Source organism: Halomonas binhaiensis (genome assembly GCF_008329985.2).
In the GTDB taxonomy this organism is placed as follows: domain Bacteria; phylum Pseudomonadota; class Gammaproteobacteria; order Pseudomonadales; family Halomonadaceae; genus Halomonas; species Halomonas binhaiensis.
The window spans coordinates 501,701-518,138 of record NZ_CP038437.2; the positions used below are offsets into that span (position 1 = coordinate 501,701).

At 59.2% G+C, this 16,438-nt stretch carries 18 protein-coding genes; 10 read left to right on the forward strand and 8 right to left on the reverse strand.

The features are described 5' to 3' along the window. Position 1 precedes the first annotated feature (1 nt). The 9 genes from phnH (at position 2) to E4T21_RS02220 (ending at position 7,512) form a co-directional block, all read left to right on the forward strand. Positions 2–655: a phosphonate C-P lyase system protein PhnH gene (phnH, locus tag E4T21_RS02180; RefSeq protein WP_149283106.1), complete on the forward strand. Its 654-nt coding sequence runs from the start codon at positions 2–4 to the stop codon at positions 653–655. Beyond that, the gene (locus E4T21_RS02185) at positions 655–1,803 is read left to right on the forward strand and encodes a carbon-phosphorus lyase complex subunit (RefSeq protein WP_149283108.1); all 1,149 of its coding nucleotides are present in this window, start codon (positions 655–657) and stop codon (positions 1,801–1,803) included. The genes phnH and E4T21_RS02185 overlap by 1 nt, the downstream gene beginning before the upstream one ends. Next, on the forward strand, positions 1,800–2,810 hold the full coding sequence (locus tag E4T21_RS02190; RefSeq protein WP_275898218.1) for an alpha-D-ribose 1-methylphosphonate 5-phosphate C-P-lyase PhnJ: 1,011 nt from the start codon (positions 1,800–1,802) through the stop codon (positions 2,808–2,810). Before E4T21_RS02185 ends, E4T21_RS02190 begins: the two co-directional genes overlap by 4 nt. Then, on the forward strand, positions 2,807–3,616 hold the full coding sequence (gene phnK, locus E4T21_RS02195; protein ID WP_149283110.1) for a phosphonate C-P lyase system protein PhnK: 810 nt from the start codon (positions 2,807–2,809) through the stop codon (positions 3,614–3,616). Before E4T21_RS02190 ends, phnK begins: the two co-directional genes overlap by 4 nt. Positions 3,617–3,637: 21 nt before the next feature. Then, positions 3,638–4,411 carry a phosphonate C-P lyase system protein PhnL gene (phnL, locus tag E4T21_RS02200; RefSeq protein ID WP_187775084.1) on the forward strand — a complete coding sequence of 258 codons (774 nt, stop codon included), beginning with the start codon at positions 3,638–3,640 and terminating at the stop codon, positions 4,409–4,411. After that, positions 4,411–5,559: an alpha-D-ribose 1-methylphosphonate 5-triphosphate diphosphatase gene (locus E4T21_RS02205; RefSeq protein ID WP_149283112.1), complete on the forward strand. Its 1,149-nt coding sequence runs from the start codon at positions 4,411–4,413 to the stop codon at positions 5,557–5,559. Before phnL ends, E4T21_RS02205 begins: the two co-directional genes overlap by 1 nt. Beyond that, on the forward strand, positions 5,559–6,128 hold the full coding sequence (phnN, locus tag E4T21_RS02210; protein ID WP_149283114.1) for a ribose 1,5-bisphosphokinase: 570 nt from the start codon (positions 5,559–5,561) through the stop codon (positions 6,126–6,128). The genes E4T21_RS02205 and phnN overlap by 1 nt, the downstream gene beginning before the upstream one ends. A gap of 30 nt (positions 6,129–6,158) precedes the next feature. Beyond that, positions 6,159–6,938, forward strand: coding sequence for a phosphonate metabolism protein PhnP (gene phnP / locus E4T21_RS02215; RefSeq protein WP_149283116.1), 780 nt, complete (start codon positions 6,159–6,161; stop codon positions 6,936–6,938). Positions 6,939–7,077: 139 nt separating this feature from the next. Next, a complete protein-coding gene (locus E4T21_RS02220) occupies positions 7,078–7,512 on the forward strand; it encodes a DUF2214 family protein (protein WP_149283118.1) in 435 nt (144 codons plus the stop codon). 152 nt (positions 7,513–7,664) lie between these two features. Here E4T21_RS02220 and dkgB read toward each other — a convergent pair whose 3' ends face one another. Both dkgB and E4T21_RS02230 read right to left on the reverse strand, forming a co-directional pair. Next, on the reverse strand, positions 7,665–8,474 hold the full coding sequence (gene dkgB / locus E4T21_RS02225; RefSeq protein WP_149283121.1) for a 2,5-didehydrogluconate reductase DkgB: 810 nt from the start codon (positions 8,472–8,474) through the stop codon (positions 7,665–7,667). 65 nt (positions 8,475–8,539) lie between these two features. Then, a complete protein-coding gene (locus E4T21_RS02230) occupies positions 8,540–9,724 on the reverse strand; it encodes an MFS transporter (RefSeq protein WP_149283123.1) in 1,185 nt (394 codons plus the stop codon). 132 nt (positions 9,725–9,856) lie between these two features. Between E4T21_RS02230 and E4T21_RS02235 the strand changes: the two genes are divergently transcribed. Continuing rightward, positions 9,857–10,741: a LysR family transcriptional regulator gene (locus E4T21_RS02235; protein WP_149283125.1), complete on the forward strand. Its 885-nt coding sequence runs from the start codon at positions 9,857–9,859 to the stop codon at positions 10,739–10,741. A 42-nt stretch (positions 10,742–10,783) separates the two neighbouring features. On the opposite strand, the gene E4T21_RS02240 is transcribed toward E4T21_RS02235, so the two are convergent. The 6 genes from E4T21_RS02240 to E4T21_RS02265 all read right to left on the reverse strand — a co-directional run bounded on the left by E4T21_RS02240 (position 10,784) and on the right by E4T21_RS02265 (position 16,376). Next, positions 10,784–12,061 (reverse strand): TRAP transporter large permease, encoded by a 1,278-nt coding sequence (locus E4T21_RS02240; RefSeq protein ID WP_149283127.1) that lies wholly within the window; start codon positions 12,059–12,061, stop codon positions 10,784–10,786. Next, complete coding sequence (locus E4T21_RS02245) at positions 12,058–12,552, reverse strand: TRAP transporter small permease (protein ID WP_149283129.1); 495 nt, start codon at positions 12,550–12,552, stop codon at positions 12,058–12,060. Before E4T21_RS02245 ends, E4T21_RS02240 begins: the two co-directional genes overlap by 4 nt. A 95-nt stretch (positions 12,553–12,647) precedes the next feature. Next, positions 12,648–13,667 (reverse strand): DctP family TRAP transporter solute-binding subunit, encoded by a 1,020-nt coding sequence (locus E4T21_RS02250; RefSeq protein ID WP_149283131.1) that lies wholly within the window; start codon positions 13,665–13,667, stop codon positions 12,648–12,650. A gap of 147 nt (positions 13,668–13,814) precedes the next feature. Continuing rightward, complete coding sequence (locus tag E4T21_RS02255; RefSeq protein ID WP_149283133.1) at positions 13,815–14,705, reverse strand: NAD(P)-dependent oxidoreductase; 891 nt, start codon at positions 14,703–14,705, stop codon at positions 13,815–13,817. A gap of 14 nt (positions 14,706–14,719) precedes the next feature. Beyond that, on the reverse strand, positions 14,720–15,022 hold the full coding sequence (locus E4T21_RS02260) for a putative quinol monooxygenase (protein WP_149283135.1): 303 nt from the start codon (positions 15,020–15,022) through the stop codon (positions 14,720–14,722). A gap of 13 nt (positions 15,023–15,035) precedes the next feature. Further along, on the reverse strand, positions 15,036–16,376 hold the full coding sequence (locus E4T21_RS02265; RefSeq protein ID WP_149283137.1) for an NAD(P)H-dependent oxidoreductase: 1,341 nt from the start codon (positions 16,374–16,376) through the stop codon (positions 15,036–15,038). Positions 16,377–16,438 lie beyond the last annotated feature (62 nt).

The window sequence follows — 16,438 nt, forward strand, 5'->3', positions numbered from 1 at the left end:
CATGACGCAATTTGACGATAGTGTGCGAGTCCACGACTGGCCGGCGCTGAATGACGCTGTTCACCATGGCCAGCAGGTGTTCCGTCAGTTGCTTGGAGCGATGGCCGAGCCAGGCTCCCTTGTCGAGCTGGACATGGCAGTGTTGCCTGATGGTGTTGGCATTCCGTCGGCGGCCTGGGCCGCGGTGCTGACGCTGTGTGATCTGGATACCCGTATCTGGATCGATGCGAGGATCGAGGCGTCAGGCCTGGAGGCTGCGATCGCATTTCATACCGGAGCCCGCGTGACACAGGTGGCGGAAGAAGCCGACTTTGCCTTGATACTGCCGTCGACCCTGGAAGAGCCGCTGTTCTTCGCCGAAGGAACGGACGCCTATCCCGATCGCAGTACGACATTGATTGTTGCCGTGGAGTCCGTCGAGGCAGGGGAGGATTGGCAGCTTTCCGGTCCTGGTATCCCTGATCGTCGTGGCCTGCATATCGGTGCCGATGGCGTGACCGCTTTGATGCAACGCCTGATGGCTAATCGCACCAGCTTCCCTTGTGGATTGGATGCTTTCATTGCCGCAGGAAGCCGGATGACGGCGATTCCTCGCAGCACCGCGATCATGCCCAGCGTGAATGCTCCGCAGCATGCAGAAGAGGAGGTGGCCTGATGTACGTTGCCGTCAAGGGAGGAGAGAAAGCGATCGCCAACGCCCACCGTTGGATGGCAGATCGCCGGCGCGGAAACCGTCAACAGGAAGAACTGGGCACCGCACAGGTGGAAGAACAACTGGGCCTGGCGGTGGACCGGGTGATGGCAGAGGCCTCGCTCTACGATCCTGAGCTTGCTGCACTGGCATTCAAGCAGGCCAGCGGAGACCTGGTGGAAGCGGTCTTCCTGCTGCGTGCCTACCGCACGACCTTGCCGCGCCTGGCCGAAACTCTTCCGCTGGAAACCAGCGCCATGCTCATCGAACGCCGCATCAGCGCCACCTTCAAGGATGTGCCTGGTGGGCAAGTGCTGGGCCCGACCTACGACTATACCCACCGCCTGCTCGATTTCATGCTGCTGGCGGAAGGAGAGGTGCCCGAACCTGCTCGCGCCGAGGAGGCTCTGGAAGCCTGTCCCCAGATTCTCGACAGCCTTGATGCAGAGGGCCTGATCGAGCAAGAAGTGGACGATGGCGCGATGCCCTATGACATCACCCGGGATCCGCCGGACTTTCCTGTCGATCGTGCTACGCGCCTGCAAATGCTGGCCCGGGGCGATGAGGGGTACCTGCTGGCATTGGGCTATTCCACCCAGCGTGGCTATGGGCGCAATCACCCCTTTGCCGGGGAGATTCGCCAAGGGGCGGTGGAAGTGGAAATCGAGGTGGAAGGCTTCGATGAGCCACTGTGCATCGGCGAGATCATGATGACGGAGTGCCAGATGATCAACCAGTTTGCCGGGTCCCGCACCACCGCACCGCAGTTCACACGCGGTTATGGTCTGGCCTTCGGTCGTAACGAGCGCAAGACCATGGCCATGGCATTGGTCGATCGCGCCTTGCGTGCCGAGGAACTGGGCGAGCCAATCCAGGGGCCTGCCCAGCAGGCTGAGTTCGTGCTGGCACATGCGGACAGTGTCGAAGCATCAGGCTTTGTTTCTCACCTGAAGCTGCCGCATTACGTGGACTTTCAATCCGAGCTGGAACTGTTGCGTCGTCTACGGCGTGGATATTCCCGGCAGCATGAAGAAGCCGAAGCGTCCCCATCCGAAGCGTCGCCGGCAGGCCAGGAGACCATGCGTACTGCTGTCGAGGAGGCTGCCCAATGAATCATCGCCATGATGTGGCCAACGGTGAAGTCATGAACACGGGTTACACAGATGTCATCAACGGCGGTTATCACCATGACGACAACGTCCATGGTTACAACTTCCATGGTTACAACTTCGCCTACCTGGATGAACAGACCAAGCGCATGATTCGTCGTGCGTTGCTCAAGGCAGTAGCGATTCCCGGATACCAGGTTCCCTTCGGCGGGCGTGAAATGCCGATGCCCTATGGTTGGGGAACGGGAGGCATGCAACTGACGGCCAGCATTCTTGGAGCAGATGATGTGCTCAAGGTGATTGACCAGGGAGCGGATGACACTACCAACGCGGTCAGTATTCGCGCCTTCTTCGAACGTGTGGCTGGGGTGAAGACCACGACAGCCACCTCCGAGGCCAGTGTGATTCAGACTCGCCACCGTATTCCCGAAAAGGCACTGACCAAGGATCAGATCCTGGTATTCCAGGTGCCGATCCCCGAGCCATTACGCTTCATCGAGCCCAGCGAAGAGGAAACCCGCGTGATGCATGCTCTCGAGGAATACGGCGTGATGCACGTCAAACTCTACGAGGACATCGCTCGCCATGGGCATATCGCGACGACCTATGCCTATCCGGTCAAGGTGGATGAGCGCTATGTGATGGACCCATCGCCGATACCCAAGTTCGACAATCCCAAGTTGCATATGAGTGAAGCGTTGATGCTGTTCGGTGCAGGTCGCGAGAAGCGCCTTTATGCCATCCCTCCCTATACCCGGGTCAAGAGTCTGGACTTCGAGGACCACCCCTTCGAGGTCCAGGTATGGGATGAGCCCTGTGCGATCTGCGGCGCCACCGACAGCTATCTCGATGAAGTGATCATTGATGATGCCGGCGGCCGCATGTTCGTGTGCTCGGATACGGATTACTGCCAGAGCCGGTCTGGCAATGAGGCTCAATCACACGGCAGTCAATCACACGACAGCCAGTCACTCGATCGTAAACCCAAGAGTGCGGAGGAGACCGCATGAAGCGCCCGGAACTGGATCGCCCCGCCTTGCTGGAAGCTCGTGGCATAACACGCCTGTATGGCCCCAACCAAGGGTGTCAGGACATCGAGTTCACCCTGCATCAAGGCGAGGTCCTGGGAATTGTCGGTGAGTCCGGCTCTGGCAAGTCGACACTGCTGCGGACCTTGTCTGGCCTGGAAAAACCGGACCATGGCCAGGTGGTTTACCACAGCCAGGAAGGCAGCAGCGCCGGCCAGGCAGGTGAGCTCGACCTGTATGCCATCAGTGAAGCACGCCGCAGGGCCCTGCTGCGCATGGAGTGGGGGCTGGTGCATCAGAATCCTCGCGATGGATTGCGACTGGGGGTGTCTGCCGGTGCCAATGTTGGTGAACGCCTGATGGCACTGGGGCAACGCCACTACGGCAACCTGCGTGCCGCAGGGCAGGACTGGATGGCACGAGTGGAGCTGGATCCACGGCGCATCGATGATGCGCCCCGGACATTCTCCGGCGGCATGCAGCAGCGTCTGCAGATCGCTCGTACCTTGGTCACTCAACCGCGCCTGGTATTCATGGACGAACCGACCGGGGGACTGGATGTATCGGTGCAGGCACGCCTGCTCGACATGCTGCGTACGCTGACGCGTGAGCTGGGGCTGTCAGTGATTCTGGTCACCCACGATCTGGCCGTGGCGCGTCTGCTGTCCCACCGCCTGCTGGTGATGCGGCAAGGAAGGGTCGTCGAATCCGGCCTGACTGACCAGATTCTTGATGACCCACAGCACCCGTATACCCAGTTGCTGGTGTCCTCCGTGTTGACTCCCTGACAGGTGCCCAAGATGACAGCCATGATCAAACCTTTTCTGAGTGCCGAAGCGCTTTCAAAGAGCTTCACACTGCATTCCCAGGGCGGCCAGCATCTGGTGGTAATGCATGACCTCAACCTTCAGCTGGCACCGGGAGAGTGCCTGGTGCTGGCTGGCCGCAGCGGTATCGGCAAGAGCACGCTGTTGAAGATGGTCAACGGTAATTACCGGATTTCCGCTGGTCGCCTGACGCTGCATTTTGACAACGGCGAGCTAGAACTCTCGACCCTGCCCGCCCATGCCTGGCACGTACTGCGTCGTGACGTGATCGGCTACGTCAGCCAGTTCCTGCGCGTGGTACCGCGAGTCAGTACCCGGGAGGTCGTGATGGAGCCGTTGTTGAGCCGTGGCGTTGGCGAGGCAGAGGCCCGCCAGCGTGCTGAAGCCATGCTGGCGCGACTCAACCTGCCCGAACGCCTGTGGGACCTTGCGCCTGGCACCTTCTCAGGCGGTGAGCAGCAGCGTGTCAATATCGCTCGGGGCTTCATTGCCGAGCATCCGCTGCTCCTGCTTGATGAACCTACGGCTTCTCTAGACGCCGCCAACCGAGACGTAGTGGTCGAATTGATTCTGGAAGCGAAGGCGCGGGGGACTGCCATGCTGGGCATTTTCCATGATGAGGATGTCCGTGACCGGGTTGCAGACCGCCTGCTGCATCTCGAAGCGACTGTTCTCGAAACCGCTGGCCTTGAAAGTGCTGGTTCAGAAACCGCCAGTCTTGAAACCAATTCGCCGACCACGGAGGAAACCGAGTGATGAGTGTCAATGATCAGATTTTGACCAATGCTCGTCTGGTGCTCGATGACGAGGTCGTGACGGGCAGCTTGGTGATCAAGGACGGACATATTGCCGCCGTGGAACAGGGCCCGATTTCTCTGCCGGGAGTCGTGGACTGCCAGGGCGATATTTTGATGCCCGGAATGATCGAGCTGCATACCGACAACATGGAGAAGTATTTCCAGCCTCGCCCCAAGGTGTCCTGGCCAAGCCGTCAGGCGGCCCTGGCCCATGATGCTCAGATGGCGGCCAGTGGTATCACCACCGTATTCGATGCGGTTTCCATCGGCGATGTCGATGAACAGAGCATGCGTCATGGCGCCCTGGGCGAGATGGTGGCATCTCTGGAGGACATCTCGCGCAGCGGCATGTCCCGAGTCGAGCACTATCTGCACCTGCGCTGTGAAGTGTGTCACCCCGACACGCTGGCACGCTTCCAGTCATTGCTAGAGACGTCGAATCTGGGGCTGGTGTCGCTGATGGACCATTCTCCCGGACAGCGTCAGTTTGTCAGCCTGGATGCCTACCGCACCTACTACCAGGGCAAGCACCGTCTGGACGATGCCAGCATGGATGCCTTCATCGAACGCCAACTGGCCAACAGTGCCCAGTATTCTAGTGCCAATCGTCAGGCCATTGCCGCGATCTGCCGGGAGCGTGGCATCGCTCTGGCCAGCCATGATGATGCTACGGTGGAACATGTGGCCGAGAGTGTGGAGTACGGCACCCAAGTGGCTGAGTTCCCCACCACCAGCGAGGCGGCTGAGGCATCTCATCGCAACGGTCTGGCAGTGATGATGGGAGCCCCCAACGTGGTTCGCGGAGGGTCACATTCCGGCAACATTGCCGCGGTAGAACTTGTGCGTCTGGGCGTGCTCGATGTGCTGTCTTCCGATTACTACCCGGCCGCCTTGCTTGACGCCATATTCCGTATCGCTGCTATGGAGGATGGCTACTCACTGCCGCGTGCCGTGGCCTGTGCCACTCGCCACCCGGCCGAGGCGGTGGGCCTGACGGACCGTGGACGGATTGCGGCAGGGCTACGTGCCGATCTGGTCCGTGTGCGTGAGGTCGATGGTCATCCACTGGTACAGCGGGTGTGGTGCGCCGGCCAGCAGGTGCACTGATGGGCAGGCTCATCTATCTGATCGGCGCCAGTGGCGTGGGCAAGGACAGCCTGCTGAATGAAGCGCGCAAGGTGCGCCCGGACTGGCTGGTTGCCCACCGTTACATCACTCGGGACAGTGGTACGGCCGAGCGTTGTGTGACGCTGAGTGAAGCCGAGTTTGCCAGGCGACAGGCAATGGGGATGTTCTGTCTGCACTGGCGGGCTCATGGGCTGTGTTATGGCGTGGGAACGGAAGTGGAGGACTGGTGCCGACGTGGTGCCCATGTATTGCTCAATGGCAGCAGGAGAGCCTTGCCCCAGGCATGGGAACGTTTCGGGGCGGCCCTTCTGCCCGTTGTGGTCACTGCGTCCACGACAGTGTTGCGAGAGCGTCTTGAGCAACGCGGTCGTGAGACTCCAGAGCAGATTGCTGATCGCCTGGCGCGGCACCTGGATATCGAGGAGGAGTTGACCCGCGAATATCCTGAACTGGCGCGGATCGATAACGGTGGCACCCTGCAACAGAGCCTGGAGGCCTTGGCCAAGATTATCGATGGCACGGATGCTGGATGTGACAAGAGCCTGTAACAAGAACCTGTAACAAGGAATGGAGAGGCCATGGAGTTTCGCTTCATCGGCACTGGCGACAGTGCTCAGGTGCCACGTTTTGGCTGTGACTGTGTCGCCTGTACCAAGGCACGCGTATTTACCAGCCATCAGCGTGGCCCTTGCTGCGCTGAGGTATGGGTAGACGGGAAGCGCTATCTGCTGGATGCCGGGCGTACCGATCTGGCCCACAGTTGTGAGTTGGAACGGCCTGCCGCCTTTTTCATCACCCATTATCATGCGGACCACGTGCAGGGGCTTTTCCACCTGCGCTGGGGAACGGGGGGCTCCATTCCGGTATATGGCCCCAAGGATCCGCAGGGTTGTGCCGATCTCTACCGCAACCATGGCGTGCTGGACTTTCAGCCCGGGCTCAAGCCATTCAAGGCCTTGAAACTGGACTCTCTCTCCGTGACACCGGTACCGCTCAATCACAGTAAACCGACCCTGGGGTATTGTCTGGACGATGGTGGTACACGCCTGGCGTACCTGACTGATACCTCGGGGCTGCCGGTGGAAACCGAGCGCTTTCTGCGCGATTGGGGGGCCGACGTGATCATCCTGGACGCCTGCCACCCGGCCTCCCATACTAATCCGCGCAATCACAACACCATCACCCAGGCTCTGGAGATCATCACCCGCCTGGATCCTCCTCGGGCCTATCTGACGCATATCGGTCATGATCTTGATGCCGAATGCATCGCCCACCCCCCCGTGTTACCTGCCAAGGTACGCATTGCCCGGGATGGCGAGAGCCTGGAGGACGGAGGGAAAATGCGCGCGGTATCCTGAAGAGAACACCGTGAAAGGCGTTATCTGGAAAGGTGCTATCTAGAAAGGTGCTATCTAGAAAGGTTCTATCTAGAAAGGTGCTATCTGGAAAGACACTGTCAGGATAAGGTGCAGTCAGGAAAGCCTAGGGAGAAGCAAGATGCTCGAGCTATCGGTACGCTATCTACACTTCATGGGCATTCTGGTGCTGGTGTCCATGTTGGTGGTGGAACATCTGCTGTTGAAGGGAGAGTTACTGGCGGAAGAGCTTCGCCGAGTAGCCAGGGTGGATGCCATTTATGGCATCTCGGCATTGGTGGTGTTGGCGACAGGGCTGACGATGTGGTTGCTGGTGGGAAAACCGGCCGGGTTTTACACTGCCAATCCGGTATTTCATGCCAAGGTGACCCTGTTCATCCTGCTGGCTCTGCTGTCGATCTATCCGACGCTCTTTCTCACCAGGCACCGCCGGAGTGCCTCTGCGTCGGTTTCAGTCCCGCGCCTGATCCCTGTGCTGCTGCGCATTGAACTGTTTGGCATCATCGTGATTCCGTTGCTGGCCGTTCTCATGGCAAGAGGCGTGGGCCTCGGCTAGCCGTTGCCCGTCCCCATGCGTCGATGCAAAACACACCTGCCGCTGGGCGCCTCTGTCTGCCGACAACCCCTCTGCGCCCGGCCGGGAAGATCTGGGTCGGGCGCAGAAGGCATGCATCAGCATGTATTTAGAGCGATGAGAGCATTGGTCGATTACTGATCCCACTTGGGGGCAAAGTCCGGATTGGCAACGCGCTCACCACGGTCCAGGTTGGCAATGGCCGCCATTTCATCATCGGACAACCGCAGCTTCAGCGCCTCGATATTGCTTTTCAGGTTTTTTGCCTTGGTGGAAGACGGGAAGGTGGGAATACCGAGCTGATTCAACCAGGCGATGGCAATCTGTGCAGGGCTGACCGCGTGGCGTTCAGCGATACCCTTGAGCGTTTCATCATCCATCACCTTGCCGACTGCCAGGGGCATGAAGGCGGTCGGGGTGATGCCATGGCGTTGGCAATGAGCGACCAGCTCACGGTTCTGCAGGAACGGGTGTATCTCGATCTGATTAGTAAGGATTTCCCCTTCACCGAGGATCTCAACGGCCTGACTGACCTGGGCGATAGTGAAGTTGGAGATGCCGATATGGCGGGCTTTTCCTGCCTCCTTGACCTCTTTCAATGCGGTGAGATAGTCCTGCATCGGCACCGCGTTGTCGGGGGAAGGCCAGTGAATCAGCAACAGGTCGACGTATGACATGCCGAGCCGTTGCAGGCTTTCGTCGACACTGGCCTTGAGGTCAGTTGGCTCCAGTCGATCCCACCACACCTTGGTGGTAATGAAGAGCTCTTCACGCGGCACGTCACTGTCATTCAGCGTCGCGCCAACTTCAGCTTCATTGTCGTAGAACTGAGCGGTATCGAAATGACGATATCCGAGTTTCAGTGCTTCGTTGATGGCAAATTTCAGCGTATCGCCCGTCAGGCGAAAGGTACCCAGTCCGGGATTGGGAATGGCAGTTGTCATGGCAGCTCTATCTTTATGGGTTGCAGGGGTGATACGAATCGGTCATGTAAAGTTAGCATGCAAATTTACTGGATGCAGGACAAGCGAGTAATGCGGCGCTGGTCCAGGACACCAGACAGACGAGTGGCCAGCAGGGCAAACAGTACGATGATGGCGCCGATCCAGGCGGTGTCGGTGAGCTCCATGGTATCGACAGTCCAGCCTCCGACTAGTGAACCCAGGGCAATACCGATGTTAAAAGCCGCGATGTTCAGCCCCGAGGCGACGTCCACGGCTTCCGGAACATAGCGTTCAGCCAGTTGCACCACATAGACCTGGAGTCCCGGGACATTGCCGAAGGCAAAGGCACCCCAGACCACGATGGTGAGAATGGCGGTCAGCGGATGTGGTGCAGTGAAAGTGAAGACCAGCAGAATCAGAGCCAGGCCTGCGAAGATGAGGTACAGGGCACCGATGGGACCCTGTCGATCGGCGAGCTTGCCTCCATACAGGTTGCCTATGGCGACCGACGCTCCATATACCAACATGATCAGGCTGACGCTGCTATTGCTGAAGCCGCTGACCTGCTCAAGGATGGGAGCGAGGAAGGTGAAGGCAGTGAAAGTGCCGCCATAGCCCAGGATGGTAATCGCGTAGACCAGCAGCAGGCGCGGATGGGTCAATACCTTGAGTTGCTGGGAAAGTCTTGCGGGGGCCGGACGCTTGAGATTGCGCGGTACCAGCAGAGCACTTCCCACCAGCGCGATGACGCCGAGCAACGACACCACCAGGAACGTTGCACGCCAGCCAAAGTGCTGGCCGATCCAGGTGCCCAGAGGCACTCCTGTCACCAGTGCCACGGTCAGGCCGGTGAACATGAGGGCAATGGCGCTGGCTTCCTTGTCCTTGCTGACCAGGCTGGTGGCAATGGTCGAGCCGATGGAGAAGAACACACCGTGGGCCAGCCCGGTCAGCACACGTGCGGCAATCAAGGAACCATAGCCAGGTGCCTGCCAGGCCAGCAGGTTGCCGGCAATGAACAGGCTCATCAGTGCAAGCAGTACCCACTTGCGGTTGAAACGGCTGCTCAACGCAGTCAGAACCGGTGCACCGATGGCAACGCCGAGTGCATAGAGACTGACCAGCAGTCCGGCAGAAGGCAGGCTGACGGCCAGGTCGGTGGCAATGGTGGGCACCAGTCCGACGATCACGAACTCGGTGGTGCCAATGGCAAAGGCGCTCAGGGTAAGCGCGAACAGGGCAATAGGCATGGAGGACTCTCCCGCAGCAATGGCAAGGACGCTGGCGTCCTGTGAATGCGGCGCAGTGTGACGGGAGAAACTTTTTCAATAAATGCTATATTCGGGAAAATACCTTTGTACAAATCGAGATAATGGGCCTGGATGAAAACCCGCTCCGATGATCTGGAACTCTTGCTGGCGGTAGTGGATGCTGGAGGCTTCAGTGCCGCAGCGCAGCGCCTGGATATTCCCGTTGCCCGCGTATCACGTGCCATTCAGCGGCTCGAACATAATCTGCAGGTGCCGCTGCTCAACCGCACCACGCGCAGTGTGGCGTTGACGGCCGAAGGACGTTGCTTTGTCGATGAAGTACGCACAGGACTCGAGCAGCTCAATGCCGCCGAGGAAGCCTTGGCGCTGGCCCAGGGCGAGCCGAGCGGCCGCCTGCGAGTCGATGCTGCCAGCCCCTTTGTGCTGCACCAACTGGTGCCTCTGGTAGCCGAGTTTCGTCATCGCTATCCGGCCATTGAGCTGGAACTGACGGCCAGTGATGACATCATCAATCTGCTCGAACAGCGCACCGATGTTGCCATTCGCATCGGTGCACTGACGGATTCCTCGTTGCATGCCAGGTTGCTGGGGCGTTCGCGGTTGTATCTGGTCGCCAGCCCCGGTTATCTGGCCAATGCAGGGACGCCGAAATCCGTCGCCGACCTCGGCCATCATCAGCGCATTGGTTTTCTCGGCTCGAACGTCCTCAACCAGTGGCCGGTGCATGGGCTGGAGAACGAGATAGCGCCGACACTGGCTTCATCCAGTGGTGAAGTCGTCCGGCAGTTGTGCCTGGCAGGCCACGGTATCGCCTGCCTGTCGAACTTCATGATCGGCGAGGATGTCAGGGCCGGGCGTCTCAAGCCCGTACTCAGCGAGCTGATGCGGCATGGCGGCGCCCGCGAGCAGGTTCAGGCGGTGTACTATCGCAACACCGCCATGTCGGTACGCATTCAAGCCTTCCTGGATGTAATTGCACCGCGCCTGACGCTATAGCCATGGGCTGTGTCAGGCGCAGGCATTCTGCTCGCCTTCTGATCAGGACGCGGTCAACCAGGCTGCCGGCCATAGAATGATCTGTGGCAGCGCGGCAATCAGCACCAGAACGGTCAGGTTGAGCAGGTAGAAGGGCGTGGAGGCCAGTACCAGCCGATCGATGGGCACGCGTGACACCTGGGCGGTGGCGAAAAGACAGGTGCCAACAGGTGGTGAAGCCAGGCCAACGGCAAGGCTGGCGACCATGAAGATCAGGAAATGCAGCGGATCGACACCTGCATTGACGGCGGCCGGCATCAGCACGGGAATCAACATCAGTGCTGCTGCGACGATATCCATCAGCATGCCCACCAGCAGGAAGATCAACCCCATCAGTATCAGGGTAGCGAAGGGCGAGCCGGTAATGGCGCCGATCAGGCCAGATGCCTTCTGCGGCAACAGGTCGACGGTAAACAGATAGGTCGCCACATTGGCCACCATCAGAATCAGCAAGACCGAGCCTGCTACATGTCCTGCCTTGATGATCAGCGGCAGCAGATCCCGCCAACCCAGTTCACGGTGTACCAGCGTCGCGATGATCAAGGTGTAGAGCACTGCCAGGCCGGCTCCTTCGGTGGGCGTGACGATACCGGAAAACATGCTGGTTAGGATGATCACCGGAGCGCCGATGGAGGGCAGGGCGCGCATCAGGGTGCGTAAGCTGTGCCGATATTCATGTCTCGATAGACTGCCGTAGCCACGGCGACGTGCGATGACTGTATTGTAGATGGCCAGGGTGGCGGCCAGCAGCAGCCCCGGCCCAAGCCCTCCGGCAAGAGCCGCACCTACTGATTGGCCTGCTGAGGCGGCGGCAACGATGATCAGAATGGAGGGCGGCACCAGAGTGGCGAGGGTCGCCGTGATCAGGGTCAAGGCGGCGGAATAGGGCAAGGGATAGCCGCGTGTCGTCATGGCACGGATGGTGATCGGGCCCAGACTGGCAATGTCCGCCACAGAAGATCCGGAGATACCGCCGAAGACGAAGCTGGAGGCAATGTTGACATGCCCCAGCCCCCCCTTGAATCTGCCGACGACGGCTTCGGCAGCATCGAAGATGCGCTCTGAAAGGCCGCCACGTTCCATGATCTGACCGGCAAGAATGAACAGGGGGACGGCAATCAGCAGAAAGGAGTTGATCGAGGTCGACATGGCCTGGGCGACCATGGACAGCGGCAGATCAAACCACCACAGGGTCATTACCGCGGCAAGCCCCAGGGAAACCGACAGAGGGATGCCCAGCAAGGCCAGCAGCGCGAAACTCACAAGCAGGAACAGGCTCATGACAGCCCCTCCCTGACTTCCTGGGCCGCGTCGACGTGTGGTGTCATCAAGGCGTTGGTGATGACGCCCAGAATTGCCAACGTTGAACCCAGCACAATAGGCACACTGGTCAGCCATTTGCCTATCTGCAGGATGGCGGAGACTTCGCCGAACAGGATCTGTTGCTGGACGAGTTGCTGCCCGTGCCAGGCGACCACGGCCAGGAATATCGAGCAGGCCAGGACCTGAATCCACTTGAACAGACCTGACAAGGCGGGCAAGCGGGCGGTAAACAGGTCCAGTGATGGGTGGAGGCCATGGCGAAAACCTGCTGCCATCCCCAGCCAGATGGTCCAGATGAACAAGAAGCGTGACAGCTCTTCGGTCCACACCAGTGAGCCGGCAACCAGTCGAGAACCGACCTGCAGCGAGATGATGATGACCATGCCGATGATGGCGGCCATTATCAGCAGGTCCACCAGTCGCCAGACCCAGCGTTCAAGTTGTTGCATGTGAATGTCCTCTCGGCAGTAGGAAAAGCATGGGCGTCCGCGAGAGGCCCATGCTGGTAAGAGACTTGCGGGGCCTGTGACATCTGGCCGATTCCTTACTGCTGACGGACGAATTCGAGACTCTTGTTCATGAAGTCTTCGCCGATCTCATCGCTGAATGCCTCGTAGGTACCCTGGGCGATAGTCTGGATCTTCTCTCGTTCCCCTTCTGCCAGTTGATTGACCTGCATGCCCTTTTCCTTGAGCTGTTCGATGATGACCTGTTCCTGCTCGATTTCGATCTGGTTGCGTTCGCTGGTCATCTCATCGGCCGCTTGCTGCACCTCGTCGCGGTACTCTTCGGGAATACGTTTCCAGGCTGCATCGGACAGGGCCAGCAAGAAGGCATCGGCGACATGCTGGGTGATGTTCAACTGCCCCTGAACTTCGTAGAAGCGGTTGTTCCAGGGCACTTCGACCGGGTTCTCCTGGCCATCGATGGCCTTCAGTTGCAAGGCGCTGTAGACCTCCGAAAAGGCCATCGGAGAGGGGTTGGCTCCCAGCGCCTTGAACAGATTGACAAACAAGGGGTTGTTGGGAGTACGCAGGGTCAGGCCGGCAAAGTCTTCGGCGGTGGTGATGGGGGGTTCTCGGGTGGTGACATTGCGGAAGGTGCGCAGGAAGAAGTCGAGGCCATGGATATTCAGACGCTCCAGCGACTGCAGCAATTCCTGGCCTGGTTCACCATCCAGATAGGCCTGCAACTGGTCATAGTCGTTGAATAGATAAGGCAGGCTGATGGCGTTCATGCGCGGTTCAAAGGAAGCATAGACAGAAGACGCGAGAATCAGGCCGTCAAGCGCTCCGCTGCCGAGTTGATTGATGGCGGCATTCTGATCACCACCGAACAGCACACCATCCGGGAAAACCTGGAAAGTCACCTCGCCATTGGTCTTCTCATCCACCAATTCAGAAAAGCGGTTGGCGGCTTGGCCGACGGAGGATTGTGCCGGGTCGGGGACGGCCAGGCGCAGATTGACAGCGGCCATGGCATCGGTGGCAAGTGCTGACAGCACCAGGCCTGCAAGAATGGCCAGGTGGGGTACCTTGAGGCATTTTTGGGCATGGTATTTCATGGCGTGACTCCTTGTTTGAATTATCGGGTCAGTCGAGCTTTGGTGTCCCTTTTATGAAGCTTTCCTGCTATGAAGCTGTCCTGCGAAATGTGGATGCCTTTATCGTGTTTTCTGTCTTTGAAATCCGTTAAGTGATTGCTTGGTTGGTCAATCTTCCTCGAGGTGATTGCGACGCTGTATTTCCAGCAGAATGGCACTGTGGTCCAGGTCGCCACCGCCATTGGCCACCAGATCAGCGAAAAGCTGATCCGTCAGGGCCAGCAACGGTAGCTCCAGTCCCAGGTCCTGGGCGACCTGGCAGGCGGCTCGGGTATCCTTGAGTTGATACTTGGCAGGGCCACCGGGAGTGAAGTTGCGTTCCAGCATGCGTTGGCCATGCTGCTCGAGGATGCGCGAGGAGGCGAAGCCGCCCAGCATGGCTTCGCGGACTTTCGCGGGATCGGCTCCGCCAGCCTCGGCCAGGGTCATGGCTTCGGCAACCGCAGCAAGAGTGGTGGCCACAGTCAGTTGATTGACCAGCTTGGCCAGAGCGCCTGTCCCGGCTGGGCCGACATGAATTGCCCGGCCCATGGGCGCAAGGATGCTGGCGGCCTGCTCGAAGTTCTCGGCAGTTCCGCCCACCATGATTGAAAGGTTGCCTTCGGTGGCACCTTTTTCTCCTCCGGAAACAGGCGCATCCAGCCACTTCAAGCCTTGGGCCTGGCTAAGCTCCGCCATCTCTTCTGCCTCATGGCGGGCAATAGAAGACATGACAATCAGTAGAGCGCCAGGTGGCATGGCATAGGCCGCTCCCTGGTCGCCGAACAGAATTTCCTTGCACACAGGTCCATTGCTCAGCATGACGATGACCACATCGCATTCACGTGCGGCTTCGACAGGCGTGGGCATGATACGAATGCCTGCCGAACGCAGCGCGGGATAGCGATGGTCACTACGGTTCCAGGCGCACACATCGAAACCCGCGGCAGACAGGTTGGAGGCCATGGGTTGCCCCATGATGCCGGTGCCCAGAACGGCGATGGTTGGCTTGTGGGTCATGCTGATCCTCGGGGTTACTGTCGGGTCAGAAAGCGTACGGGAAGCTCACGCTCGACCAGTGAAAGGGACTCTCGGAATGCCGCCAGGTGCGGTGTTTCGAGATGCGTGTCGAAATCATCCCGCGAGCGATAGGCTTCATAGAAAACCACGTGCGGTATTTCCGTGTCCTGTTGCAGATGGATATCGAACTGCAGACATCCTGGTTCATCGGCAACCGAACGAGTGGCATCCTCGTGGGCAGCCGCCAGAAATGCCTCGAGATTGGCGGCAGACACTTCAAATTCTGCTATCACGACAAAGGCGTGGGAACTGTTCATGGGCTGGGCCTCCTCAGCGAGCCATGGTACGAACTTGTTCGAGGCGCACCTCGATGACATCGCGATCCTCGACCAGCTCCACATCCGACATGCGTACGACCTGGTCCTTGCGTACGTCATTGCGCAGCCTGACGTGGTGGGCAAGGCCGATAGGAAGTGCATCATGCTGGATACTGAGCGTGGCAGGAATCGCCTTGGCCCAGACCGTGTAGCCACCTTCACCATCCAGCATCTCGCCTGCTTTCAGGTCTCTCTTGGCGGTGGCCACGGCGTCGGCACGGAACTCCACAGAGCTGCCCGTTGCCTCTCCACGCAGGCAGGCGGAAAGGACGCTGACAGAAGTCTCGAGGCCAATCAGGTGGAAAGGGCGCCACATGGAGCCATACCAGCCAGATTTATCCGTGAGCAGGCCATATTGCTGGAAACAGTCCCGGGTATATTGATCCGGGGCCCTGAAGGTCACGAACATGCCATAGCGGATGTTGTTGAGCACTTCACGGCCATCGGGCTCCTGGCTGGCAGCGATATCCACGAGACCAGCGCGCGGCAGTCTCCCGCCTTCGCTGGCCGGCTTGAATACCGAGGTCAGGTCGTGAAGGCCGGAAGGATAGAAGGCCAGGCCGTCATCGGGGCAGTCCAGGCCAGTTCCGTTGGCCACCGCGGCCATTTCAATGGCGGCCTTGGTGCCATCGGTGAAGGAGTTGTACATCTTGGGATTGAAGTCGCCCTTGGCCACTTCCTCATCGCTCCAGCCGAAGAATCCCCACACGGTATCCGGTGTCGAGTAACGATAGCGAGGTTCGAAGTTCATGCCCTTGCCGGCGGCAACCAGCTCGAAACCACAGGATCTGACCCAGTCCACCAGCTCGCAGATGGCAGCAGGCTGATCACCATAGGCCATGGAATAGACGAGATTCTTCTGCCTGGCCCGCTGGGCAATGATGGGGCCACACATCACATCAGCTTCAACATTGACCATGACCACATGCTTGTCATTGTCGATGGCCATTAGGGCATGCCGGACACCGGCGATGGGATGCCCGGTGGCCTCGATGATGCAGTCGATGTCCCCGAATTCGCAGAGTTCCTGAGCACTGGAAGTGATGAAGGTTCTGCCGGTGTCCATGGCATCAGCAAAGGAGGTTGCGGAATACTCACTTTCTTCCCAGCCTGTGCGGCGAAGTGAGGCCTTGGCTTTTTGTGGATCGAGTTCGGCAACGCCCACGATGTGGTAGCCGGTGATCTTTCTGGCCTGAGCCAGCACCATCGAGCCGAATTTTCCTGCACCAATCAAACCGACACGAATGGATTTTCCGCTGTCATGGTACTGCGCAAGCATTGACGACAGGTTCATGTATGACACTCCCGGAGTCGAGTACATGGGAAGACGTGACGTCTGCACCAAGCGGCAGGTTT